Source organism: Qipengyuania flavescens (assembly GCF_029688735.1).
In the GTDB taxonomy this organism is placed as follows: domain Bacteria; phylum Pseudomonadota; class Alphaproteobacteria; order Sphingomonadales; family Sphingomonadaceae; genus Qipengyuania.
On record NZ_JARULD010000001.1, the window covers coordinates 291,363 to 313,379 of the forward strand.

General features: G+C 63.7%; 27 protein-coding genes. 16 read left to right on the forward strand and 11 right to left on the reverse strand.

The features are described 5' to 3' along the window. Positions 1-42 precede the first annotated feature (42 nt). The 7 genes from P8R33_RS01485 to coxB all read right to left on the reverse strand — a co-directional run bounded on the left by P8R33_RS01485 (position 43) and on the right by coxB (position 6,474). The gene (locus P8R33_RS01485; RefSeq protein ID WP_278327215.1) at positions 43-864 is read right to left on the reverse strand and encodes a cytochrome c oxidase subunit 3; all 822 of its coding nucleotides are present in this window, start codon (positions 862-864) and stop codon (positions 43-45) included. A 67-nt stretch (positions 865-931) separates the two neighbouring features. Next, entirely contained in the window at positions 932-1,504 is a 573-nt protein-coding gene (locus P8R33_RS01490; protein WP_278327216.1) for a cytochrome c oxidase assembly protein, read from the reverse strand. Positions 1,505-1,511: 7 nt separating this feature from the next. Then, the gene (locus tag P8R33_RS14840; RefSeq protein WP_512700359.1) at positions 1,512-1,631 is read right to left on the reverse strand and encodes a cytochrome c oxidase system small membrane protein; all 120 of its coding nucleotides are present in this window, start codon (positions 1,629-1,631) and stop codon (positions 1,512-1,514) included. Further along, a complete protein-coding gene (locus P8R33_RS01495) occupies positions 1,628-2,545 on the reverse strand; it encodes a heme o synthase (RefSeq protein ID WP_446532493.1) in 918 nt (305 codons plus the stop codon). The genes P8R33_RS14840 and P8R33_RS01495 overlap by 4 nt, the downstream gene beginning before the upstream one ends. Positions 2,546-2,568: 23 nt before the next feature. Next, a complete protein-coding gene (locus tag P8R33_RS01500; protein ID WP_278327219.1) occupies positions 2,569-3,540 on the reverse strand; it encodes an alpha/beta fold hydrolase in 972 nt (323 codons plus the stop codon). A gap of 76 nt (positions 3,541-3,616) precedes the next feature. Next, a complete protein-coding gene (ctaD, locus tag P8R33_RS01505) occupies positions 3,617-5,341 on the reverse strand; it encodes a cytochrome c oxidase subunit I (RefSeq protein ID WP_278327220.1) in 1,725 nt (574 codons plus the stop codon). Between the two features lie 35 nt (positions 5,342-5,376). Next, positions 5,377-6,474, reverse strand: coding sequence for a cytochrome c oxidase subunit II (coxB, locus tag P8R33_RS01510; RefSeq protein ID WP_278327221.1), 1,098 nt, complete (start codon positions 6,472-6,474; stop codon positions 5,377-5,379). Between the two features lie 222 nt (positions 6,475-6,696). Here coxB and pyrE point away from each other — a divergent pair, with 222 nt between their 5' ends. From pyrE to P8R33_RS01555, 9 genes are read left to right on the forward strand one after another with little or no spacing between them, the layout of a single operon-like run. Then, the gene (gene pyrE, locus P8R33_RS01515) at positions 6,697-7,278 is read left to right on the forward strand and encodes an orotate phosphoribosyltransferase (protein ID WP_278327222.1); all 582 of its coding nucleotides are present in this window, start codon (positions 6,697-6,699) and stop codon (positions 7,276-7,278) included. Continuing rightward, entirely contained in the window at positions 7,278-8,033 is a 756-nt protein-coding gene (locus P8R33_RS01520) for a pyridoxine 5'-phosphate synthase (RefSeq protein ID WP_278327223.1), read from the forward strand. Before pyrE ends, P8R33_RS01520 begins: the two co-directional genes overlap by 1 nt. Then, a complete protein-coding gene (gene acpS, locus P8R33_RS01525; protein WP_278327224.1) occupies positions 8,030-8,431 on the forward strand; it encodes a holo-ACP synthase in 402 nt (133 codons plus the stop codon). The genes P8R33_RS01520 and acpS overlap by 4 nt, the downstream gene beginning before the upstream one ends. Further along, positions 8,428-9,312, forward strand: coding sequence for a signal peptidase I (lepB, locus tag P8R33_RS01530; RefSeq protein WP_278327225.1), 885 nt, complete (start codon positions 8,428-8,430; stop codon positions 9,310-9,312). The genes acpS and lepB overlap by 4 nt, the downstream gene beginning before the upstream one ends. 26 nt (positions 9,313-9,338) lie before the next feature. After that, positions 9,339-10,442, forward strand: coding sequence for an AI-2E family transporter (locus P8R33_RS01535; RefSeq protein ID WP_278327226.1), 1,104 nt, complete (start codon positions 9,339-9,341; stop codon positions 10,440-10,442). Positions 10,443-10,446: 4 nt separating this feature from the next. After that, positions 10,447-11,688 (forward strand): DUF3089 domain-containing protein, encoded by a 1,242-nt coding sequence (locus tag P8R33_RS01540; protein WP_278327227.1) that lies wholly within the window; start codon positions 10,447-10,449, stop codon positions 11,686-11,688. Beyond that, complete coding sequence (gene ruvX / locus P8R33_RS01545) at positions 11,667-12,152, forward strand: Holliday junction resolvase RuvX (RefSeq protein WP_278327228.1); 486 nt, start codon at positions 11,667-11,669, stop codon at positions 12,150-12,152. The genes P8R33_RS01540 and ruvX overlap by 22 nt, the downstream gene beginning before the upstream one ends. Positions 12,153-12,209: 57 nt before the next feature. Then, positions 12,210-12,668, forward strand: a complete 459-nt coding sequence (locus P8R33_RS01550; protein WP_278327229.1) for a PaaI family thioesterase — start codon at positions 12,210-12,212, stop codon at positions 12,666-12,668. Further along, complete coding sequence (locus tag P8R33_RS01555; protein WP_278327230.1) at positions 12,661-13,077, forward strand: PaaI family thioesterase; 417 nt, start codon at positions 12,661-12,663, stop codon at positions 13,075-13,077. Before P8R33_RS01550 ends, P8R33_RS01555 begins: the two co-directional genes overlap by 8 nt. On the opposite strand, the gene P8R33_RS01560 is transcribed toward P8R33_RS01555, so the two are convergent. Next, positions 13,074-15,299: a transglycosylase domain-containing protein gene (locus P8R33_RS01560; RefSeq protein ID WP_278327231.1), complete on the reverse strand. Its 2,226-nt coding sequence runs from the start codon at positions 15,297-15,299 to the stop codon at positions 13,074-13,076. The genes P8R33_RS01555 and P8R33_RS01560 overlap by 4 nt on opposite strands. Before the next feature lie 49 nt (positions 15,300-15,348). Further along, positions 15,349-16,341, reverse strand: coding sequence for a cobaltochelatase subunit CobS (gene cobS, locus P8R33_RS01565; protein WP_278327232.1), 993 nt, complete (start codon positions 16,339-16,341; stop codon positions 15,349-15,351). Positions 16,342-16,396: 55 nt separating this feature from the next. On the opposite strand from cobS, the gene P8R33_RS01570 reads away from it, so the two are divergent. Beyond that, positions 16,397-17,242, forward strand: coding sequence for an oxygenase MpaB family protein (locus P8R33_RS01570; protein ID WP_278327233.1), 846 nt, complete (start codon positions 16,397-16,399; stop codon positions 17,240-17,242). On the opposite strand, the gene P8R33_RS01575 is transcribed toward P8R33_RS01570, so the two are convergent. Then, positions 17,239-17,931, reverse strand: coding sequence for a winged helix-turn-helix transcriptional regulator (locus tag P8R33_RS01575; protein ID WP_278327234.1), 693 nt, complete (start codon positions 17,929-17,931; stop codon positions 17,239-17,241). The genes P8R33_RS01570 and P8R33_RS01575 overlap by 4 nt on opposite strands. 83 nt (positions 17,932-18,014) lie before the next feature. On the opposite strand from P8R33_RS01575, the gene P8R33_RS01580 reads away from it, so the two are divergent. The 3 genes from P8R33_RS01580 to P8R33_RS01590 are packed head-to-tail and all read left to right on the forward strand — an operon-like array spanning position 18,015 to position 19,471. After that, positions 18,015-18,377, forward strand: coding sequence for a DUF1428 domain-containing protein (locus P8R33_RS01580; protein WP_278327235.1), 363 nt, complete (start codon positions 18,015-18,017; stop codon positions 18,375-18,377). Positions 18,378-18,380: 3 nt separating this feature from the next. Further along, on the forward strand, positions 18,381-19,013 hold the full coding sequence (locus P8R33_RS01585; protein ID WP_278327236.1) for a glutathione S-transferase family protein: 633 nt from the start codon (positions 18,381-18,383) through the stop codon (positions 19,011-19,013). 17 nt (positions 19,014-19,030) lie between these two features. Then, positions 19,031-19,471, forward strand: a complete 441-nt coding sequence (locus P8R33_RS01590; RefSeq protein ID WP_278327237.1) for an SRPBCC family protein — start codon at positions 19,031-19,033, stop codon at positions 19,469-19,471. On the opposite strand, the gene P8R33_RS01595 is transcribed toward P8R33_RS01590, so the two are convergent. After that, positions 19,472-20,065, reverse strand: coding sequence for a J domain-containing protein (locus P8R33_RS01595; RefSeq protein WP_278327238.1), 594 nt, complete (start codon positions 20,063-20,065; stop codon positions 19,472-19,474). Between the two features lie 60 nt (positions 20,066-20,125). On the opposite strand from P8R33_RS01595, the gene P8R33_RS01600 reads away from it, so the two are divergent. Genes P8R33_RS01600 through P8R33_RS01610 form a run of 3 tightly spaced genes read left to right on the forward strand, consistent with a single transcriptional unit; the run spans position 20,126 to position 22,013 of the window. Then, positions 20,126-20,398 (forward strand): BolA family protein, encoded by a 273-nt coding sequence (locus P8R33_RS01600; protein ID WP_278327239.1) that lies wholly within the window; start codon positions 20,126-20,128, stop codon positions 20,396-20,398. After that, positions 20,395-21,126 carry a glutathione S-transferase gene (locus tag P8R33_RS01605; RefSeq protein ID WP_278327240.1) on the forward strand — a complete coding sequence of 244 codons (732 nt, stop codon included), beginning with the start codon at positions 20,395-20,397 and terminating at the stop codon, positions 21,124-21,126. Before P8R33_RS01600 ends, P8R33_RS01605 begins: the two co-directional genes overlap by 4 nt. Continuing rightward, on the forward strand, positions 21,123-22,013 hold the full coding sequence (locus P8R33_RS01610; RefSeq protein WP_278327241.1) for a pirin family protein: 891 nt from the start codon (positions 21,123-21,125) through the stop codon (positions 22,011-22,013). Before P8R33_RS01605 ends, P8R33_RS01610 begins: the two co-directional genes overlap by 4 nt. The last annotated feature ends 4 nt before the right edge of the window (positions 22,014-22,017 follow it).

Genomic DNA, 22,017 nt, shown 5'->3' on the forward strand with positions numbered 1-22,017 from the left:
GGCCGGGCTGCCCTTTGCTTGTTTCGGTCTTGCCGGATGGCATCAGTGGACGGCAGCGCCCCAGCCGCCCCAGACGTAGACGACGACGAAGAGGAACAGCCACACCACGTCGACGAAGTGCCAGTACCAGGCAGCCGCTTCGAAGCCGAAGTGCTGGCGCGGGGTGAAGTGGCCCTTGTAGGTGCGCGCGAGGCAGACGATCAGGAAGATCGTTCCGACCAACACGTGGAAACCGTGGAAGCCGGTCGCCATGTAGAAGGCGGAACTGTAGGTGTTGCCGCCGAATTCGAACGGAGCCGCCGCATACTCGTAAGCCTGGATGGCAGTGAAGACTGCGCCAAGCAGGATCGTCGCCCACAGGCCCTTCTTGAGGCCATCGCGATCGCCGTTGATCAGCGAGTGGTGCGCCCAGGTCACCGTGGTGCCGGAGCACAGCAGGATCAGCGTGTTGAGCAGCGGCAGGCTGAACGGATCGATGACATACTCGATCGCGGCAGGCGGGAACGTCCCGCCGATGACTTCGGAAATCTCCGAGGGAAACAGGGCGAAGTCGAACCAACTCCAGAACCAGCCGACGAAGAACATCACCTCCGAAGCGATGAACAGGATCATGCCGTAACGCATGTGGAGCTGCACGACCGGCGTGTGATCGCCCCGCTCCGCTTCCTTCACGATATTGCCGAACCACGCGAAGAAGGTAGCGATCAAGCCAGCGATGCCGAGGCCGAGCACGAGGTGCGCGCTAGCCATTTCGTGCATGTAGAGCACCATGCCGCTGGTGAAGGTAAGCGCCGACAGCGAGCCGAGGAAGGGCCAGATGTCGGGTTCGAGAATGTGATATTCGTGATTGACGTTGCCAGCCATGTGTCCCTGGTCCTGTATTCGCTATGCGCGCCTGCCCTTAAAGCGCCGAGGCGCGCGGGTCTAGGCCCTAGTCGGCAGATTCTATCGCCCGGTGGAAAGTGTAGGACAAGGTGATCTGCTCCACCCCGTCCATATTGGGATCGTCCAGCGCCTTCGGGTCGACGAAATAGAGCACGGGCATGCGCACCTGCTCGCCGGGCTGCAAGGTCTGCTCGGTAAAGCAGAAGCACTGGATCTTGTTGAAATAGGCCCCGGCCTGCTCCGGCTCGACATTGAAGGTCGCGGTACCGGTGATCGGCTGGTCGGAATTGTTGGTGGCGAGATAGATCGCCATATCGCGCTGGCCGATCGTCACCGTGTCGGTCGATTGCTCCGGTCGGAAGTTCCACGGAACGTCGCGGGCGGTCGAACCGTCGAACCGGATCGAGATCGTCCGCCCGCCAGCCGCCGCACCGAGGCGCTCCGCAGTGGCGGCCTCGCTCTCGCTGGCGCGCTGGGTCGTGCCGCCGAAGCCTGTGACCTGGCAGAACAGCTCGTAGAGCGGCACGGCGGCATAGCCGAGGCCGAGCATTGCCAGCGCGCCGCCGAATGCCAGCAGCGCCGTACGGGTCTTGCGGGTTTCGAGCGTAGCGGTGGTCACGATATCCTCACATCCGGGCGATGGTGATGAAATAGAAAAGGAAAGCCATGAACAGCAGGATCCCGCCGAGCACGAGGTTCCGGCTCTTCTGGCGACGCTTGAATTCGGCTTCTTCTTCGGGGGTCATGTCAGCAATCCGTTATAGGCGAGTACCCGGTCCACCACGAGCACTGCGAACAGCGCGAAAAGGTAGACGATGGAGAACGCGAAGAGGCGCTTCTCCGGCTTCATCGTGTCGTCGGCCTGCTTTTCGCGGAATGCGACCGGGATCGAAAGCGCAAGGAATGCAAGCGACAGCGCGAGCGCTGCAACGCCGTAGATCGGCCCGGTTCCGCCGATGAACCATGGGGTTGCCGCAAGCGGAACGATCAGCACGGAATAGATGAGTATCTGGCGCCGGGTCGACTTTTCGCCGCGCACATTGGGCATCATCGGAATGCCGACGTTCTCGTAATCGGTCTTCACGAACAGCGCGAGCGCCCAGAAATGCGGCGGGGTCCACATGAAGATGATCGCGAACAGCAGGACCGGCATCAGCGTGATGTCGCCGGTCACCGCGACCCAGCCGATCATCGGCGGAAAAGCCCCTGCCCCGCCGCCGATCACAATGTTCTGCGGCGTGCGCGGTTTCAGCCACATGGTATAGATGACCGCGTAATAGACGATCGCGACGGCAAGAATGATTGCGGCCAGCCAATGGATCGCGACGCCCATGATGAGGACCGAGGCGACCGACATCACGATGCCGAAATCGCGCGCATCCTCGCGCCGCATCCGCCCGGTGGGCAAGGGGCGCTGGGCAGTGCGCTTCATCCCGCGGTCGATGTCGGCTTCCCACCACTGATTGAGCACGGCCGAACCGCCCGCGCCCATCGCGATGCACAGGATCGCGGTGAAGCCGAGGATCGGGTTGATGCTGCCCGGCGCGGCGAGCAGGCCGCACAGGCCGGTGAAGATCACCAGCGTCATCACGCGCGGCTTCGTCAGCGCAAAGAAATCGCGCCATTCCGCGGGGAGCTGGGTGGTGGTTGCCTGGGTCATCGGATGGTCGGGCATATAGGGGCTCAGAGCCGTTTTAGCCAGTCGATCAGCAGGCGGTTCACCGCATCGGGCGCCTCCTGTTGGGTCCAATGGCCGATACCGTCGAGGATGTGTCCTTCGACCTGGGGCGCGAACATGCGCATCAGCGCAACCGGATCCTCGACCGCGCCGAACAGGAAGGTCGCCGGATCGCGCGTGCCGCCGATGAAAAGCGCTGGCTGTTCGATGCGTTTGCCGCTCCAGCCCTGGAGCCATTCGTAATCGGCGACGTGGTTGCGATAGCGGTTGAGCGGCCCGCGGAAGCCCGAAGCCTTGAACTCGGCTTCGTAGAAATCGAGGTCATCCTCCGTCAGCCAGCCTACCGGCTGCGGATCGGGCAAGCCTTCTAGGAAAGTCGCGCCATAGGGCTTGGACCAGTAATCGCCCGGCGGCACATCGCCACTGATCGAGTACATCATGCACTGGACGAAATCGCGCGGGTCCGCCTCGGCTTCGGCTTCGGCGACGCCTTCGGCCTGGAAATATTCCTGGTAGAAGAACTTGCCCTTGCTGGTGAAGTGTTCGTGGAAGACCTCGGTGAAGGGGCGGCTCGGCACGCCTGCGAAAGGGACCGACATGCCCGCCACCGCCCGGAAGTGTTCGGGGTGGGTGAGCGCGCTGTTCCAGACGATCGGCGCACCCCAGTCGTGTCCGATCAGAACGGCGGGCGCATCGGGGGAGAGCGCCTGCCGCAGGCCGACGAGATCGCCGACGATCCGCTCCATCGCATAGGCTTCGACCGGCTGCGGCTTGTCGGAGCCGCCATAGCCCCGCACATCGATCGCGCAGGCGGTGAACCCCGCATCGGCGACCGGGCCGAGCTGGTGGCGCCAGCTGTACCAGCTTTCCGGAAAGCCGTGGACCATGATGGCGAGCGGCGCGGTGCCGGCCTTGGGCCCCTCGATCGCACAACGCAGTGAGACGTCGCCGACATCGATAGTGCGCATTTCAGGCATCGAAAGTCCTTTCGCCGGATGTGCGAACGGCCGACCCGCTGGGGGCCGGCCGCTGCTTTGCCTCAGGGACCCGCCCTTACGCCGAGGCGGGCTTCTGGTCGCCGATGGGCATATGGTTGTGGTGGTCGTGGTGGTCCTCGATCACCGGCAGCTCGCTGAACTGGTGGAACGGCGGCGGGCTCGACAGCGTCCATTCGAGCGTCGTCGCGCCTTCGCCCCAGTAGTTCGCCCCGACCTTGCGACCGGCGACGAAAGCATAGGCGATGTTCACGAAGAACAGGACCATCGATGCGGCCATGATGTGATAGCCGAACGAGCTGATCTCGTTCCAGTAGGTGTAGGCTTCCGCGTAGTCCGGATAGCGGCGCGGCATGCCCTGCCAGCCCAGGAAGTGCTGCGGGAAGAAGATCACGTTCACGCCGATGAAGAAGCCCCAGAAGTGCAGGTGCGCGAGCAGTTCGGAGTGCATCCGACCGCTCATCTTCGGGAACCAGTAGTAGAAACCGGCGAACAGCGAGAACACCGCGCCCATCGACAGCACGTAGTGGAAGTGCGCGACCACGAAGTAGGTGTCGTGCACCACGTCATCCACACCGCCATTGGCGAGGTAGACGCCGGTCACGCCGCCGACGGTGAACAGGAAAATGAAGCCCAGCGCCCAGACCATCGGGCTCTTGAACTCGATCGAGCCGCCCCACATCGTAGCGATCCAGCTGAAGATCTTTACGCCGGTCGGCACCGCGATGACCATGGTGGCCGCGGTGAAATACATCTTCGTATTCACGTCGAGGCCGACGGTATACATGTGGTGCGCCCACACGACGAAGCCGACGACACCGATCGCGACCATGGCGTAGGCCATGCCGAGATAGCCGAACACCGGCTTGCGGCTGAAGGTTGCGACGATCTGCGAAACCATACCGAAGCCCGGCAGGATCATGATGTAGACTTCGGGGTGACCGAAGAACCAGAACAGGTGCTGGTAGAGGATCGGGTCGCCGCCGCCTGCCGGGTCGAAGAAGGTGGTGCCGAAGTTGCGGTCCGTAATCAGCATGGTGATCGCGGCTGCAAGTACCGGCAGGGCCAGCAGCAGCAGGAAGGCGGTAACCAGCACCGACCACACGAACAGCGGCATCTTGTGCAGGGTCATGCCAGGAGCGCGCATGTTGAAAATGGTGGTGATGAAGTTGGTCGCACCAAGGATCGAGCCGGCACCGGCGAGGTGCAGCGAGAAGATCGCGAAGTCGACCGCCGGGCCTTGCGAACCGGAGGTCGAAAGCGGGGCATAGACGGTCCAGCCCGTACCTGCGCCCGGCCCCGTGCCGCCGGGCACGAAGAGCGAGAACAGCAGCGACACGAAACCCGCCACGGTCAACCAGAACGAAATGTTGTTCATGCGCGGGAAGGCCATGTCCGGCGCACCGATCATCAGCGGCACGAACCAGTTGCCGAAGCCGCCGATCATCGCCGGCATGACCATGAAGAACACCATGATCAGGCCATGGGCGGTGATGAACACGTTCCACATGTGCAGCGAGGTATCGAAGTCCGCACTGCCGCCCATGAACTCGGCCCAGAACTGGAGATACTGAATACCCGGTTCGGCCAGCTCTGCACGCATGATGCCCGAGATGCCGCCGCCGATGATACCGGCGATGATCGCGAAGATCAGGTAGAGCGTACCGATGTCCTTGTGGTTGGTGGACATGAACCAGCGCGCGAAAAAGCCGGGCTTGTGATCGGCGTGATCGTGCGCGTGGTCGTCGGTATGAGCCTGGAAGCTGTCGGCGGTAGTGGCCATCGTGCTAATCTCTCGAGTCTATCTTCAAGTCTGGCTTACGTGGTTGCGTCTTCGACCGGCGGTGCGCCGGCGCCCGGAGCGCTCGGTTCGGCGCTTTCGGGCTCCTGCACGGCCGGCAGCGACGGATCGGCTTCGATGCCCGCCTCTTCTTCACCGGCGACGGTGCCGCCCTGGGCGCGAACCCAGGCGTTGAACTGGTCGAGCGGCAGCGCCTCGATCGCGATCGGCATATAGCCATGGCGCGCGCCGCACAGTTCCGAACACTGGCCATAATACACGCCCGGCTCGTTGATGGTGAGCATCTTCTCGTTGAGGCGGCCCGGCACGGCGTCGAGCTTGAACCACAGGCTCGGCACGGCGAAGGAGTGGATTACGTCTGCAGCGGTCGTCTGCAGGCGGATCGGAACGCCGACCGGCAGTACCATGCGATTGTCGACGGCCAGCTGGTGCGGTTCGCCGCGCGCTTCAGCTTCATCCTCGTCGAGCATGTTGGACACGATCTCGAAATCGCCATTGTCGGGATAGGCATAGCCCCAGTACCACTGGTAGCCGATCGCCTTGACCGTGATCGCGTCCTTGGGCGGGGTTTCGTATTGCTTGGCGATGAGCGTGATCGAGGGGATCGCGATGCCGAGCAGAATGAGTGCCGGGACCACCGTCCAGATCACTTCGATCGTCGTGTTGTGGCTCGTCTTCGATGGCACGGGGTTGGCGCCCTTGCGGAAGCGGACCACGACGTAGACCATCAGAGCGAGCACGAAGAGACTGATCGCGACCATCACCCAGATGAGGCCGACGTGCAGCCCGCTGGCATATTCGCCGGTCGGCGAGAACTGCGGCTGTACGTCCCAGCCGGCCTGCACCGGCATGCCCTTGCCTTCAGTCGGAGCCATCGGCGTATAAGCGTCGCTGCCGGCCGAGACGGCCTCCGGATCGGCGACGTCCGCCGCTTCTGCCGGATCGACACCTTCCAGCGCCGAAGCAGGCGTCTGCTCGGGAGCCGGAGCGACGAGATCGTCCTGCGTCAGACCTTCCTGCGCCAGCCCCGCCTGCGGAGCCACGGCCAGCATGCCAGCCATCGCCAGACCGGCCATGGTGCGGTTCAAACCCTTGAAGAAGCCAGGAAAATTCATCGTCTGGACGCTCTTTCGTATTTCGTTTTCAGCTCGGCCCGGTGATTTTTAGAAGGACCATCGAGAATCGGCCACCCATGGTACAACGACCCGGAAATGGGCGGGATTTGGGCTGCCCTATAGGCAGGGATGGCCTGTGCCTCAAGCGCCCAACGGACAAAATTATGCATTATCCTTTGCCTCTTGCGCAATCGCGCGTAAAACGCTTTGAGCCGGGGCGGTATGACCGAAGACGAAATCCTCTCCGAATTCCGCGCCAGCGAAGCCCTGCTCGAAGGCCATTTCAAGCTCAGCAGCGGGCGGCACAGCGGGCATTATCTGCAATGCGCCAGAGTGCTGATGAACCCGGAACGCGCAGGAAACCTCGCCCGGGCGCTGGCACAAAAAATTCCCCGCGAAATCCGCAATGAGGTCGATGTGGTGGTCAGCCCGGCGATGGGCGGCCTCATCATAGGCCACGAAATGGGCCGGGCCCTGGGCAAGGACGCCATGTTTCTCGAGCGCCCCGAGGGCGAGTTCCACCTGCGCCGCGGGTTCCGCCTCGATCCGGGCATCAAGGTGCTGATGGTGGAGGATGTGGTGACCACCGGCCTATCCAGCCGCGAAGCGATTGCGGCAGTCGGCCGCGAAGGTGGTGAAGTGATCGCCGAATGCGCGCTGGTCGACCGCAGCAACGGATCTGCCGATCTGGGCGTGCCCTTCTTCCCGCTGATCGACATTACCTTCCCGAGCTATGCGGAGGACGAGGTGCCGGACGAACTTGCTGCCATACCCGTGACAAAGCCGGGGAGCCGCGCCGCTTGATGCGCGCTCTTCGCCCAAGTCCACTCCGCCTCGGCGTGAACATCGATCACGTCGCCACCATCCGGAATGCGCGCGGCGGCGACCATCCCGATCCGGTACGTGCGGCGGAGATCGTCGCAAGCGTCGGCGGTGACGGGATTACGGCGCACTTGCGTGAGGACCGGCGGCATATTCGCGACGCGGACCTTCGGCGCATTCAGCAGGCCACCGACCTGCCTCTGAACCTGGAAATGGCGGCGACCGAGGAAATGCTCGCCATAGCTCTTGCCCACAAACCGCATGCGGCCTGCATCGTGCCCGAAAAGCGCGAGGAGCGTACGACCGAAGGCGGGCTGGATGCAGCGGGACTACACAACACGCTGACGCCGATCGTGTGGAAGTTGAAGGACAACGGCATCCGCGTCTCGCTGTTCATCGAGGCGGACGAGCGGCAGCTGGACGCTGCCCAGCGCCTCGGCGTGCCGGTGGTCGAATTTCACACCGGCGAGTACGCCCATGCCGGACTTGATGGCGATACGGAGCGCGAGGAGCGCGAGCTGGAGCGCATTGCAAAGATGTCCGCCGCCGCGCGCAGTGTCGGAATCGAACCGCATGCGGGGCATGGACTGACCTATGAAAACGTGAAGCCGATCGCAGCCATTCCGGAGCTCGCCGAGCTGAACATCGGCCATTATCTCGTTGGTGAAGCTGTATTCGTGGGACTGGAAGAAGCTGTACGCCGGATGCGCATGTTGATGGATGAGTCTCGCATATGATTATCGGCCTCGGCTCCGACCTCTGCAATATCGAGCGAATCCAGAACTCTCTCGACCGTTTTGGAGAGCGGTTCGAGAACCGCGTCTTTACCGAAATCGAACGCAGCAAGGCGCGGCGGAGGCCGTTCACCATCGCGGGCACCTATGCCAAGCGGTTCGCGGCCAAGGAGGCCTTCTCCAAGGCCGTCGGCACGGGCTTCCGGCGCGGCGTCTTCATGAAGGACATCGGCGTCGTGAACGCCCAATCCGGTGCGCCCACGCTCGCCCTGAGCGGCGGCGCTGCAATCCGGCTTGCGGAAATGGTGCCGGAGGGCCATGAGGCGCGCATTCATCTCACCCTCACGGACGATCACCCATGGGCGCAGGCCTATGTGATCATCGAGGCCCTTCCCGCATGAGTACCGGCACACCGGCAATGAACGACATCGCCAAGTCTTCCGACAGCAAGGACGAAAAGGTCGACTGGCTCGCGGAAATTCGCGGTCTTGCGCTGATGCTCCTGGCCGTCTTCGCGTTCCACAGCTTCATTGCCAAGCCCTTCTACATCCCGTCGGAATCGATGATGCCGAACCTGTTGGTCGGGGATCGGCTGATCGTCAGCAAATATCCCTATGGATGGAACTGGTCCTCGATCAGCTTCCACCTTGCCCCGCGCGGTGACTGGCGGGTGATGGGCGACACACCCGAATACGGCGACATCGTCATCCCCGTGCACCCGGAGCGCGACGAGGATTACATCAAGCGCGTGGTCGCCCTGCCCGGCGACCGGATCGCTGTGCGCGGAGGGCAGATCATCCTGAACGGGACGCCGGTCGAACAGCGGGTGGAGCCTGCGCTCGACCTTCCGCTGGATGCCAATTCGCGCTGCGACGGCTTCAACCTCGACAATTTCCGCGCGCGCAACGAGGCCGGAGAACTGGTGTGCCGCGTGCCAGTGATGCGCGAGACGCTGCCCAATGGCGCGACCTATCTGGTGATCGACCACACTCGTACGGCGCTCGATAATTTCCCCGAGATCACCGTGCCGGAAGGCGAGGTCTTCGTGATGGGCGACAATCGCGATCATTCCTCCGACAGCCGTGAGCTGGCTAGCTCGCGCGGCCTGCTCGGGCCGATCCCGCTGGAGAATATCGGCGGGCGCGCGGAGTTTATCACCTTCTCGCTCGATGGCACGACCACGCTCAACCCGGTGACCTGGTGGACCAGCCTGCGCGAAGGGCGCGCCTGGTCGACGCTGCGTCCTGCGGTGGTGGAACGCCGAAGCGCCACGGCGAGTTGATCCCTTCGAACAGGGGAGCAAACAAGATGTCTGACAGCGAGCGCGGCGACCTCGGCAGGAGCCCGACCCGGATCGACAGCAGGGCACTGCGCCTCGAGATCGGGAAGGCCTTTACCTGGGGGATCGTGATCGGCCTGCTGGTACTGGCGGTTTACATTTCGCAGTCGCTGCTCGTGATCTTCGGTGCCATGGTGTTCGGCGCGCTGATCGATGGCGGAGCGCGCCTCTTGGCTCGCATCCTGCCGATTGCTCGCGGTTTCCGCATCGCCATCGTGTTGTTGCTGACCGCGGCATTTCTCATCTGGCTCGGCTATTTCGCGGGTTCTCAGATCTCGCAGCAGGCGGCGCAGTTCCCCGATATCGTCACCGAGCAGATCGGCCGCACCATCGGCTGGCTGCAGTCGAAGGGATTTGCGGTCGAGTCCGGCGATATTCGCAGCTTCGCGGGATCGCTGGCAAGCGGCGTGGGGACGGTAACGCAGGCCATCGGCGGCGTCGTCGGCGGGCTGACGACGCTGTTCCTTATCATGATCATCGGCATCTATTTCGCCGTCGATCCCGACATCTACGAGCGCGGAGCGGCCTGGATGATCCCGGCGCGCCACCGCGATGCCTTTTACGACACCTTCAGCCACATGGCGAAGACCCTGCGCCGCCTGCTGGCAGGGCGCTTGCTCGGCATGCTGTTCGAGGGGTTCTTCACCTGGATCATGCTGGCGTTCGGCGGCATGCTGATCGGCATTGATCCGGTGCCGATGGCCGCCCTGCTCGGCCTGCTGACCGGCCTGCTCGCCTTCATTCCCAACATCGGCGCGATCGTATCGGGCGTGCTGATGGTGCTGGTCGGCTTTTCGGGCGGGACCGATATGGGGCTCTATACGATCTTCGTCTATTTTCTGGTCCAGAACTTCGACGGCTACGTCATCATTCCGATGATCGCGAAAAAGACCGTCGATCTCGCCCCCGCGCTCGTCTTGTCGGCACAGCTGATCTTCGGGGTGTTGTTCGGAATTCTCGGGATCGCGCTCGCCGATCCGCTGCTGGCGATGATCAAGACCGCCTTGCAGCGCCGCTCTGCTCGGATGGAGGACGGGGACGACGTGAAGACATTCGAACCTAAGGACGCCTGAACGCATGGTCCGCAAGTTTCTCTACATCGTCTCGTTCCTGATCGTGCTGGTCATCGTCGGCGGGATCGCGCTGTCCATCTGGTCGCGCGAGGCGACCGAGATCGCCTTCGTGCCGCGCGGCGATTTTGTCGAGCAAGAGCCGCTGGACCAGAACGCGTATCAGGACCCGGCGATGTGGTATTCACGCCCAGGTCTAGGCGCGAACGATCCGGCGCGCTACCAGCCGGCGGTCGCGGAGACTTCTCCCGATCCGGCGGAGCGCACGCCATCCCCGGATGCGCCCGCCGCAGAGCAAAGCCTCGACCGCGGCGCGCCTCAGGTGGGTATCAATTCGCAGTCCGGCGAGGTCGCAAACCCGCGCGAGCTGCCCGATTTCGCGGTCTTCTTCGTGCCCCCAACCAGCTACACCAAGGGCGCCCTGGGTGACTGGAACGCGCCGCTGAACGATGCCGATACCGACCAGCTTGCCCGCGTTTTCCTGCGCGGCCTCGCCAGTCCCTTCAACCGCGCCGACGAGGTGTGGGCACCGAAGTACCGCCAGGCCGCGGTTGGTGCTTTCCTGACCGACCGCGAGGAAGCGACGCGCGCCATCGATGCGGCTTATGCCGATGTCGAGCAGGCGTTTCGTTATTTCGTCGAGAGCGTGGGACCGGACAAACCGATCGTGCTCGCCGGCCATAGCCAGGGTGCGGCCCATGTGCTGCGCCTGCTGCGCGATGTCGTTGCCGGAACCGACCTAGAGCCGCGCATTGCCGCCGTCTACGCTCCCGGCTGGCCGATTTCGCTGGCGCACGACCTGCCTGCCCTGCCCCTCCCCGCCTGCGCATCGCCCGGCCAGTCCGCTTGCATCGTCAGCTACCTCAGCTTCGCGGACGATGGCGATCCGGGCCAGTTGCTCACGCGCTACAGCCAGATGCCGGGCCTCGATGGTCAGCCACGCGGTACGGAAGACCCGGTGCTCTGTGTCAATCCCCTGACCGGCATGACCGGCGGCTCCGCACCTTCCAGCGCCAATCTCGGCACGCTGGTGCCGGAAGACAGCTTGGCCACGGCGGAGCTGGTAGCCGGGGCCGTCGGCGCGCGCTGTGGCGAGAACGGCATCCTCTACATCGGCGATCCGCCCGAGCTGGGCCAGGGCGTATTGCCGGGCGGGAATTATCACGTTTACGACATTCCGCTGTTCTGGAAGAACTTGCAGGATGACGTAGTGCGGCGGGTGACGGCATGGACGCCCGCGCAATCGTAACCGACAACGCGCTGGAATATGGCGACGCGCTGCCCGATGGCGGCGCATTGCTGGGGCTCGATGTCGGCACCAAGACCGTCGGCATCGCGACCTGCGACCGCGAGTGGCGCTTCGCGACGGCGGGCAAGACGCTGCAACGCGGCAAGTTCGGCAAAGACAGCGAGAGCCTGCGCGCACTGGCGAGCGAGCGCGGCATCAAGGGCGTCGTCATCGGCCTGCCGCGCAATATGGACGGCAGCGAAGGGCCGCGCGCGCAGGCAAGCCGCGCCTATGCCCGCAACATCGCGCTGGCGCTCGGCCTGCCGGTGCTGCTGTGGGACGAGCGCTGGTCGACCGCCAGTGCCGAAGGCGCGATGATCGCGCAGGACATGAGCCGCGCCAAGCGCGCCGCACGCATCGACAGCCACGCCGCCGCCATCATCCTGCAAAGCGCGATCGACACGCTGGCCGGCGGCGGGTTCTAGGCCGATTGGGCATGAAATCAATTGATGCGGAATGATAGCGCGCTATTGGGCAGCGCGATGACCGGCAAAACGCGCAAATTCGATCCCGCGGAGGCGACCAAGTTCTTCACCGCTCGCGGGCATTCGGGCTGGCTGGGCCTCACCTATTCCGACCATGGCGACGACTGGGTGGAGCTGGAGCTGCCTTGGCGCGAGGACCTGCTCGGCGAAGAGGGGCAGCGGGTGCTCGCTTCCGGCCCGATCCTCAGCCTGATGGATATGGCCAGCGGCATGGCGATCTGGCGCACGATGGACGAATTCAGCGCCATCGCAACGCTCGACCTCAGAGTGGATTACGTGCGCCCCGCTCGCGAAGGGGCCAGCGTTTTTGGTCGCTCGCAATGCTATCGTCTGACTCGCAGCGCCGCCTTCGTCCGGGGCCTTGCCCATGACGGCGATGCCGAGGATCCGGTCGCGCATATCCAGGCTGTTTTCATGAAGATTGCGCCGCAAGGTCCGGTGGTGCCCAATGGCTGAACCGACCGATATGGATGCGCTGACACCCTATGCGCGCTCCCTCGGCATCCGGCTGGAGCGCCGGGAGGACGACGGCACGCCCGTCATGCGGGTGGAGTTCGACGAGACCGTCGAAGGTCGCCCTGGACACTATCACGGCGGGGCGACCGGGGGATTGCTGGAAACGGCGGGCTATGCTCTGCTCCGGACAGAGCTGGAGCGCCGGGATCGCTCGGCCCTGCTCAAGCCGATCAACATTACGGTGCAGTATCTGGCGGCGGGCAAGAGCCAGGCGACATACGCCAAAGCCCGGATCACCAAGCTGGGTCGGCGCAGCGCGAACTTAACGGTCGATGCGTGGCAGGACGATCCGCAGCGCCCGATTGCCACAGCGGTCATGAATGTGCTGATGGCGGAGCCGCAAGGCTAGAAGCGAGCATCCTCCAGATCTCGCAGGCGTTCGTCGCGCTGGCGCCTGATTTCCTCGTAGCGCTCCTCGGCCTCGATCTGGCGTTCTTCCGCCCGGCGACGTGCCTCTTCGATCGCCTGGTCGTCGATCCCGATCCCGTCTTCGCCAATCTGGATATCGATCGGAATGCCGTCGACCTCGGTCGAGAACACCGCCTCGCCGTCGCGTATCCGGATACGCGAATTGCCATCGCCGACCGGGATATCGCCGATGTCGGGCACATCGAGCGGCTCGACGGGCGTGCCCGGGTCGCTCTGCTCGCGCGGCGCAGGCTGGCCGGTCGCCTGTACGCCGAGTGCGCGGTTCATGAAGTCGCGCCAGATGCGCGCCGGCAGGCCACCGCCGGAAATCCCGTCGAGCGGCGAATTATCGTCGTTGCCGATCCATACGCCGACCACCAGATCGCCGGCATAGCCGACGAACAGCGCGTCGCGATTGTCCTGCGTCGTGCCGGTCTTGCCGAAGTTCGGACCGCTCAGCATCGCCGCACGGCCGGTCCCCTCGTTGATCGCTGCCCGCAGCATCCGCTGCATCTCGTCACGCGTCGATGACGAGAAACTGGACGGCCCATCCCAGAGGTTCTCGAAGAACCCGCGCTCCGGCTTCGCGAAAGCGTGAGCCTCTGCCGGATAAGCATTGCCGGCCACGGCGGCATAGGCGGAGGTGAGCTCGAGCAGGCTCATCGTATTGGTACCCAGCGCCAGACTGGGATCGCCCTTGGCAAGCGGCGAGGTGACGCCGAGGTCGCGCGCCAGCTGGATCACTTTCTCGCTACCTACCTCTTCGAACAGGCGCACCGCGGCGACATTGCTGGACTGCGCGAACGCCTCTTCCAGCGTGAGGCTTTCCGAATAGCGATCGCGAGAATTCTTGGGGCGATAGCTGCCGTGGGTGAACGCGGTATTGGCGATGCGATCGTCGGGGTCCCACCCGGCCCGCAGCGCGGCGAGATAGACGAACAGCTTGAAGGTCGATCCCGGCTGGCGCTTGGCCTGCGTCGCTCGGTTGAACGGCGACTTCTCGTAATCCTTGCCGCCGATCATCGCCACGACTTCGCCATTGGGCCGCATCGCGACGAGCGCCACCTGCGCAGAACCGAGCGGCGCACGGTTCGTCACATCGCGCGCGATCGCTTGGAGGCGGCTGTCGAGCGTGGTCGTCAGCGTTTGCCGGGCATAGCCACCGTCCGCCTCCTTGCGCGCTTCGGGCAGTGCCCAGTCGGCGAAGTAAGTGCCGGTCGGCAAGTCGCTCTTGAGCCGCACATCGAGCGCCGGGGGCGTCATCCCACGCGCCTCGGCCTCGGTGATATATCCTGCCGCCACCATCGACTTCACCACCAGCCCCATGCGCTGCTCCGCGCGGTCGTAATGCTTGGTGGGGGCATAGCGGGATGGTGCCTGGAGCAAGCCAGCCAGCATGGCCGCCTGGTTGGGCTTCAGGTTTTCCGGCTTGCGGTAGAAATAGTGCATGCTCGCCGCGCGCAGGCCATAGACATTGTCGCCGAAATAGGCGTTCGAAAGGTAGCGTTCGAGGATTTCGTCCTTGGTCAGCCAGCTTTCCAGCCAGAACGCGATCAGCGCCTCGCGCGCCTTGCGGGTCAGCGTGCGTTCGGGCGTTAGAAAGGTGAACTTCGCCAGCTGCTGGGTAATCGTGCTGCCGCCGCCCGTACCGGTAAAGATCGCCCGCCCGATCCCGCGCGGATCGACGCCCCAATGGTCGTAGAAGCGCCGATCCTCGATCGCGAGGAAGGCCTCCACCACATGCGGCGGCAGGGTGTCCACGTCGACCGGTTCGTCGACAATGGCCCCGTTGCGCGCAATCGGCGTTCCGTCGGCAGCCAGCAATGTGATCTGCGGCGGGGCAATCGGTTCGAGCGACTTGGACAGCGGCGCGGTGATCGCCAGCCAGCCGACCAGCAGGATGAACAGCGCGAAAAGCCCCAGCACGATGCGCCCGGCCCACCAGCGCTTGCGGCGGCCGAGCCAATAGGCCCGCTGCCACCAGCGCAGACGGCGGCGCTCTTCGGCTTCGATCGCATCATCGATACTGGAGAGCCGGTCGTCCCAATCGTCGTAGGGCGACTGGCCGTAATCGAACGCGTCATGAGTCGCGTAATAGCCGCTATGGCCCGGCGGCTCGGGCTCGGCTTGCGGCTTGCGTCTGAAGGAATCGAATACGCCCATTGTCTACTGTGTTAAACGAATAACACAGTTATGGATAGAGGGTGCAGCCTTAACCCTTGCCAACGACGCTTTCCGGCAGGTCCTCGCCGAAGACCCGCTGGTAATATTCCGCGACCAGCATCCGCTCTTCCTCGTCGCACTTGTTGAGGAAGGACAGGCGGAAGGAAAAGCCGACGTCCTTGAAGATCGCATAGTTCTGCGCCCAGGTGATCACGGTACGCGGGCTCATGACGGTCGAAATATCGCCGTTGATGAAGCCCTGGCGCGAAAGGTCCGCGACCTTGATCATGTCCGCCAGCACCTTGGGATCGATGTCCGGGTTCTTCGCCTCGACGATGTTTTGCTCGGTCTCGGCAGGCAGGTAGTTGAGGCCGACAACGATGTTCCAGCGGTCCATCTGGCCCTGGTTGATCTGCTGTGTGCCGTGATAAAGCCCGCTCGTATCGCCCAGCCCGACCGTGTTCGCGGTGGCGAACAGGCGGAAGTTGGCATCGGGGCGGATCACGCGGTTCTGATCGAGCAGGGTAAGCTTGCCCTGCTGCTCCAGCACGCGCTGGATCACGAACATCACGTCCGGACGGCCGGCGTCGTATTCGTCGAACACCAGCGCCACCGGATGCTGCAAGGCCCAGGGCAGCAGGCCTTCGCGGAACTCGGTGACCTGCAAGCCATCGCGCAGGACGATCGCGTCGCGCCCGACCAAATCGATACGGCTGATATGCGCGTCGAGATTGATGCGGATGCAGGGCCAGTTGAGGCGCGCGGCGACCTGTTCGATATGCGTGGATTTTCCGGTGCCGTGATAGCCCTGGACCATAACGCGGCGGTCGTGGGCGAAACCGGCCAGGATGGCGAGCGTGGTGTCCGGATCGAAAACGTAATTCTCGTCGAGATCCGGCGTGCGCTCGTCCGGCTTGGAGAAGGCCGGGACTTTCCAGTCGATATCGATCCCGAAGGTTTCGCGCACATCGACTTCGGTATCGGGCGCGGCAAGCACCGTCTTGGCGGCGGCATCGAAGCTCTTGTCGGTCATGTCGTTCATCGCCTGCGCGACCTAGGCATTTATATCCGCTGCGCCAAGCCTATATTGGCTGGCGATGCCGCAAGACCCCCTTTCAGAGAAGCTGCGCCTCAAACTGGTCGAGCGGGTGCGCGGCGTGTTCAACGATGTCGAGGGCGGCGAACAGCCGGTGCCGGTTTCGGACGAGGCATTGTTCGAGAAGGATTCGCCGATCCGCCTGGTGCATGCGGACATCGTCGGCATGATGGTGGGCGGAATTCGCGGGCTGCTGCTGCAGATGCTGCACCCCCACGCGCTGCAGGGCGTGCTCGACCATTCGAATTTCCGAGCCGACATGCACGGGCGCCTGCGCCGCACCGCGCGATTTATCGCCCTCACCACTTTCGGTCACCGCGACGACGCCATGGCGGCGATCGAGCGGGTCAATCGCATCCACGCAAAGGTCGGCGGAACGCTGCCCGACGGAACGCCCTATGAGGCGACCAATCCGCGCACCCTCGCCTGGGTTCATGTGGCCGAGGCGACCAGTTTCCTCGCCGGCTACCTGCGCCATGTTCGCCCCGACATGCCGGGCAGCGAGCAGGACGAATATTATCGCCAGTTTGCCGTCATCGCCCGCGCGCTGGGAGCCGATCCGGTGCCGCTGGACCGGCGCGAGGCGGAGGCGCTGTTCCGCGGATTGCGCGGCGACTTGCAGACCTCGCCAGCGGCGCGAGAGGTGGCGCAACTGGTATTGACGCAAAAGCCCGAGGGTTCGCCGCCTGCCGTTCAGGCGATGCTGGGCGCAGAAGCAGTCGCGCTCCTGCCGCCCTTCGCCCGCTCCATGCTAGGCCTCGAGCGCCCCGGCCTCGCCAGCATCCCCGCTCGTGCGGCGACCTGGGGCATGGGGCGGACGTTGCGTTGGGCTTTCCGGCAGAACTAGGCGAGCTTGTCCGGCAGCTCGAAGATATCGGCATAGGCAAGCGCCCGCTCCCGGTTACCTTCGATAATTAGGCCCTGTCTCTCTAGCTGCGAGACCGGCACCCCTGCGTACAGCAAAGCGGCCATGACCGGTGCGGCAGGGGCGCGAAAAACCGCATCCGCCTCTCGCACCTCGCCCCGCGAGATTTGAAGCGCGCCCTTACGCAGCGCCGCTACGAATTGCTCGCCCGCGATGTCGAACCCGATCTTCGAATCCATGCCTTGCGCCTTCGCCCCGTCGAACATGGTGCGCATCGATAGCATCAGCGAGACCGGCGACAGCGGCAACGTCGGATCGTGCTGCGCGGACATTGCGGCCCATCGACCAAGTTCCTGTATCAGCGGCTCGGCCGCATATCCCCACTCGGTAAGTTCGTAGACCTGAGCGGAAACGGGTGGCGGGAGCTTGCGCCGTTTCAGGACCCCCGCATCTGACAGGCCAGCCAGCCGCTCGGTCAGAACCTTGGCCGATACGCCGGGCAGACTGGCACGCAGATCCGAGAAGCGCCGCGAGCCAAACATCAGTTCACGGATGATGAGCAGCGACCAGCGCTCACCGATGAGTTCCATCGCGAAGGCCGTCCCGCAAGCATCGTCATACCAGCGACCATGAACGCCCAGACCCGACTTAGTTTCTTTTGGTAACTTCATTGTTGCTTTTTGTAACCCAAAGGAGGATGTCTGGCAAATGGCGAGTCGCAGCCGGCTCGCATGTTGGATGAGGAGAGTTTTGAATGACCTATGTCAGCGGCTTTGTGCAGCCAGTACCCGACAGCAACCGAAAGGCGTACATCGCTGCAGCCGAAGCCGGCTGGGTCCTATTCAAGGAGTACGGCGCCTTGTCGATGATGGAAAACTGGGGCGACGATGTTCCCGAGGGAAAGCAGACCGACCTTCGCCGGGCCGTCTCTCTCGACGAGGGAGAAAGCGTGGTCTTCAGCTGGATCGTCTGGCCCGACAAGGCGACGGCCGACGCCTGTTTCGCCACGATGGAAACGGACGAGCGCTGGCAAGAACTCGACATGCCGTTCGACGGCAAGCGGATGATCTTCGGCGGGTTCGAAACCATCTTTTCCGCGACAGCAAAGACAGCCTGAGCCATGGCGCAATATACCTTCTTCACCAACCCAATGAGCCGCGGGCAGATCGCGCGTTGGGCGTTACACGAGGTCGGCGCGGATTACGAAACCGAGCTGGTCGACTGGGAGAACAAGCCGGACGCACTGTTAAGTGCCAATCCGATGGGCAAGGTCCCCACTTTGGTTCATCACGACGGCGATCACATCCATGTCGTCAGTGAGGCTGCTGCCATCTGCCACTATCTTGGCGAGATGCATCCCGAGCGCGGCTTTCTGCCCGAGCATCATGAAAAGGCGGATTACTTCCGCATGCTGTTCTTCGCCGCCGGCCCCGTCGAACAGGCGGTGACGAGCAAGGCGATGGGCTGGGAAATTGCGGACGAACACACTGGCATGGCCGGCTTCGGCACTTTCGACCGGGCCATGGACGCACTCGAAACGCTACTTTCGGATCGCGACTATGTTTGCGGCGATCGGTTCACCATGGCCGATATCTATGTCGGCAGCCAGTGCGCCTGGGGCCTTGAGTTCGGCACCATGCCGAAGCGCGATGTCTTCGCCCGCTATGCCGAGCGCGTGACCAGTCGCGACGCCTGCCGCGAAGCCCGTGCCATTGACATGGACCTGATCGCGCAATCGCAAGCTAACGATTGATTTCAAGGATGCCTGCCATGCACGAACTCTCGATCACCCGCAGAATTAACGCAGCGCCCGAGAAGGTGTGGGACGTCCTCGCCAACCGGCAGGAGGAATGGTGGTGCCCCAAGCCCTGGACGATCGAGATGGTCGCGCAGGAAAGGCGGCCTGGAGGGCGCAGCGCGATGATCATGCGCGGTCCCGACGGCGAGGAAATCCCGCAGGAGGGCATTTTCCTCGCATGGGACGAGGGCCGTCGCTTCGTGACGACCGACGCCGTAAAATCTGACTTCGAACCCTCCGATCCCTTCATGATCGGAATCTGGGTGATCGAGGCCGATGGCGACGGCACCCGCTACACCGCCCGTGCGCGTCACTGGACCGAAGAAGCGATGAAGCAGCATGCGGACATGGGCTTCGAGGAAGGCTGGAGTGCCTGCGCGGATCAGCTCAAGGCCTTGTGCGAGGCGGACTGATTACGCGATCGCGCGCGATTTCCTGAGCAACTGGTAGGCTTCCACCACCCGGCCAAGCCGCGCTTCGTGGCGCCGGTCCCCGCCGTTACGATCCGGGTGGTAACGGCGCACCAACTCGGAGTAGCGGCGGCGCAGCCGTTGGCGGTCGATGTTCGTGCCGAGACCCATGGTCTCCAGCGCTTCGGCCTCTTCGCGGCTGAAGCGCCCATCCATCGCCATCTCCGCTTCGCGCCGCGCGCGGCTGCGGATACCTGCCGCCCGCGCGGAGATTGCGTCCAGCGGATCGTCGTAATCGGCCCAGCGCGGCATGCCGTCGACACCGGCGGTCGGGCGGTACGCCGGTTGTTCGGTCCGCCAGCCCGCACCCGGAGCCTGCGCGTGGTAGATTTCCTCCGCGCTCATGCCTTCGAACCAGTCGTATCCCGCGTTGAATTCGCGCACGTGATCGAGGCACAGCCATTGCCACTCGCCAGGTCCGTCGAAACCGTGCCCGCGGCCACCGGGGGCGCGAAATTCGCCGGGCTCCTCGCAAGTGGGGTGGGCGCAGACCCTGCCGGTATCTTCGTATCGTCCGTGGAACCTCGTCTGGCGCATTCGTTGTAGAATGGGGAGCGATGCTCGCCATGCAAACCCCGCAAGAGGAGAAATTGCCCAATGGCCGGAAAAGTACAGCAAGAAATGGAAGCGCTTCTGACGGAGGCTTTCGAGCCCACGCGGCTGGAAGTGATCAACGACAGCGCCAAGCACCACGGGCATTCGGGCGACGACGGCAGCGGCGAGTCGCACTTTACCATCGTCATCGAGGCGGCGGCCTTCGCCGAGAAGTCCCGGCTCGAACGCCAGCGGATGGTCAACAAGGCGCTGGGCGACATTCCTGGCGAGCGGGTTCATGCGCTCGCCATTCAGGCCTCGGCGCCGACGCCATGACGTCGCCCGCCTACGATCTCTGGTATTGGCCATCGATCCAGGGACGCGGCGAGTTCGTGCGTCTATTCATGGCAGCCGCCGGGATTCCATACCGCGACCGGGCGCGAACCGGTGATGCGCGGGCGCTGGTCGAAGATATGGAGGCGCGCGAAAAGAGCGGCCAGTTCGCGCCTTATGCGCCGCCGTATCTGGTCGAGCGGGAGAGCGGCTTCGCTATCGCTCAGGTCGCGCATATTCTCACCTGGCTGACCGACAAGCACGATCTGGGTACCAGCGATCCGGCGACCGATCTCCACCTGATCCAGTTGCAGCTCACGATCACGGATATCGTCGCCGAGGTGCACGACACTCATCACCCTGTGGCGAGCGGCCTGTATTTCGACGACCAGAAGGATGCGGCAAAGCGTGCCGCCAAGGCATTTCGCGAAGAGCGCGTTCCGAAATACCTCGATCATTTCGAAGCGGCCCTGTCCGTCAAACCGGAACCTTTCATGGCGGGCGCAAAATGGAGCCACGTCGACACCTCACTGTTCCAGCTGGTCGAAGGTCTGCGCTATGCTTTCCCGCTCCGGATGGCCGCCGTCAACGACGACTACCCAAAGCTCATGGCCTGCCGCGACGCGGTGGCAGAAATCGAAGGCGTAGCAAGCTATCTGGACAGCGAGGCGCGTATCCCCTTCAATGAGGATGGCATCTTCCGCCATTACGAGGAGCTGGACGCCGCATGAGCCAGATCACCGAGACCCTGACCCCAACCACTCACGATCTCGGCCAGTTCAAGGTGCGCCGCGTGCTTCCGGCGAAGGCACGATCGATGGTCGGCCCCTTCATTTTCGTCGACCAGTTCGGGCCGGCACAACTCGACCTTGGTAGCGGGATGGACGTGCGCCCACATCCGCATATCAACCTCGCAACCGTCACCTGGCTGTTCGAAGGCGCGATCGACCACCGCGACAGCATCGGCAGTTTCTCGACCATCCGGCCGGGTCAGGTAAACCTGATGACGGCGGGCAAGGGTATTGTTCATTCGGAACGCTCGCCCGAAGAGGAACGCCGCGCAGGACCGAAGCTCTACGGCATGCAGACCTGGCTCGCCCTGCCTGACGGACGCGAAGAGATCGACCCGGCTTTCGAAGCCATGAAGGATCTTCCCGTAATTGAAGATGGCCGCGCGAAGGCCGTGGTGATCATGGGCGAATTGTGGGGCGAACGAGCTGCCACGACGACCTATGCAGACACGATCTACGCAGAAATCGTGCTCGAAGCAGGCGGCGCGATCCCCATCGAGGACGAGGCGGACGAACGCGCCGTCATGCTGGTGGGCGGCGAGGCGGAACTCGATGGGCACAAGCTCGATAAGTTTGCGCTGAACGTTCTTCAGCCGGGGCGCGATATGACCCTCGAAAGCAAGTCCGGCGGGCGGGTCATGCTGCTCGGTGGCGAGGCGTTCGAAACGCAACGCCATGCGTGGTGGAACTTCGTCAGCTCCAGCCGCGACCGTATTCAGCAGGCCAAGGAAGACTGGCGCGAAGGACGCTTCGCCGACGTGCCGGGCGATAGCGAAGAGCGAATTCCGCTGCCCGATGGCGCACCGAAAACCGTAACCTATCCTTGAGGGG

Excerpts from the sequence above, each read along its gene's own strand:
- P8R33_RS01485 (WP_278327215.1), bottom strand. The coding sequence starts at position 864 with ATGGCTGGCAACGTCAATCACGAATATCACATTCTCGAACCCGACATC.
- P8R33_RS14840 (WP_512700359.1), bottom strand. The coding sequence starts at position 1,631 with ATGACCCCCGAAGAAGAAGCCGAATTCAAGCGTCGCCAGAAGAGCCGG.
- P8R33_RS01495 (WP_446532493.1), bottom strand. The coding sequence starts at position 2,545 with ATGACCCAGGCAACCACCACCCAGCTCCCCGCGGAATGGCGCGATTTC.
- P8R33_RS01500 (WP_278327219.1), bottom strand. The coding sequence starts at position 3,540 with ATGCCTGAAATGCGCACTATCGATGTCGGCGACGTCTCACTGCGTTGT.
- ctaD (WP_278327220.1), bottom strand. The coding sequence starts at position 5,341 with ATGGCCACTACCGCCGACAGCTTCCAGGCTCATACCGACGACCACGCG.
- coxB (WP_278327221.1), bottom strand. The coding sequence starts at position 6,474 with ATGAATTTTCCTGGCTTCTTCAAGGGTTTGAACCGCACCATGGCCGGT.
- pyrE (WP_278327222.1), top strand. The coding sequence starts at position 6,697 with ATGACCGAAGACGAAATCCTCTCCGAATTCCGCGCCAGCGAAGCCCTG.
- P8R33_RS01520 (WP_278327223.1), top strand. The coding sequence starts at position 7,278 with ATGCGCGCTCTTCGCCCAAGTCCACTCCGCCTCGGCGTGAACATCGAT.
- acpS (WP_278327224.1), top strand. The coding sequence starts at position 8,030 with ATGATTATCGGCCTCGGCTCCGACCTCTGCAATATCGAGCGAATCCAG.
- lepB (WP_278327225.1), top strand. The coding sequence starts at position 8,428 with ATGAGTACCGGCACACCGGCAATGAACGACATCGCCAAGTCTTCCGAC.
- P8R33_RS01535 (WP_278327226.1), top strand. The coding sequence starts at position 9,339 with ATGTCTGACAGCGAGCGCGGCGACCTCGGCAGGAGCCCGACCCGGATC.
- P8R33_RS01540 (WP_278327227.1), top strand. The coding sequence starts at position 10,447 with ATGGTCCGCAAGTTTCTCTACATCGTCTCGTTCCTGATCGTGCTGGTC.
- ruvX (WP_278327228.1), top strand. The coding sequence starts at position 11,667 with ATGGACGCCCGCGCAATCGTAACCGACAACGCGCTGGAATATGGCGAC.
- P8R33_RS01550 (WP_278327229.1), top strand. The coding sequence starts at position 12,210 with ATGACCGGCAAAACGCGCAAATTCGATCCCGCGGAGGCGACCAAGTTC.
- P8R33_RS01555 (WP_278327230.1), top strand. The coding sequence starts at position 12,661 with ATGGCTGAACCGACCGATATGGATGCGCTGACACCCTATGCGCGCTCC.
- P8R33_RS01560 (WP_278327231.1), bottom strand. The coding sequence starts at position 15,299 with ATGGGCGTATTCGATTCCTTCAGACGCAAGCCGCAAGCCGAGCCCGAG.
- cobS (WP_278327232.1), bottom strand. The coding sequence starts at position 16,341 with ATGAACGACATGACCGACAAGAGCTTCGATGCCGCCGCCAAGACGGTG.
- P8R33_RS01570 (WP_278327233.1), top strand. The coding sequence starts at position 16,397 with ATGCCGCAAGACCCCCTTTCAGAGAAGCTGCGCCTCAAACTGGTCGAG.
- P8R33_RS01575 (WP_278327234.1), bottom strand. The coding sequence starts at position 17,931 with ATGAAGTTACCAAAAGAAACTAAGTCGGGTCTGGGCGTTCATGGTCGC.
- P8R33_RS01580 (WP_278327235.1), top strand. The coding sequence starts at position 18,015 with ATGACCTATGTCAGCGGCTTTGTGCAGCCAGTACCCGACAGCAACCGA.
- P8R33_RS01585 (WP_278327236.1), top strand. The coding sequence starts at position 18,381 with ATGGCGCAATATACCTTCTTCACCAACCCAATGAGCCGCGGGCAGATC.
- P8R33_RS01590 (WP_278327237.1), top strand. The coding sequence starts at position 19,031 with ATGCACGAACTCTCGATCACCCGCAGAATTAACGCAGCGCCCGAGAAG.
- P8R33_RS01595 (WP_278327238.1), bottom strand. The coding sequence starts at position 20,065 with ATGCGCCAGACGAGGTTCCACGGACGATACGAAGATACCGGCAGGGTC.
- P8R33_RS01600 (WP_278327239.1), top strand. The coding sequence starts at position 20,126 with ATGGCCGGAAAAGTACAGCAAGAAATGGAAGCGCTTCTGACGGAGGCT.
- P8R33_RS01605 (WP_278327240.1), top strand. The coding sequence starts at position 20,395 with ATGACGTCGCCCGCCTACGATCTCTGGTATTGGCCATCGATCCAGGGA.
- P8R33_RS01610 (WP_278327241.1), top strand. The coding sequence starts at position 21,123 with ATGAGCCAGATCACCGAGACCCTGACCCCAACCACTCACGATCTCGGC.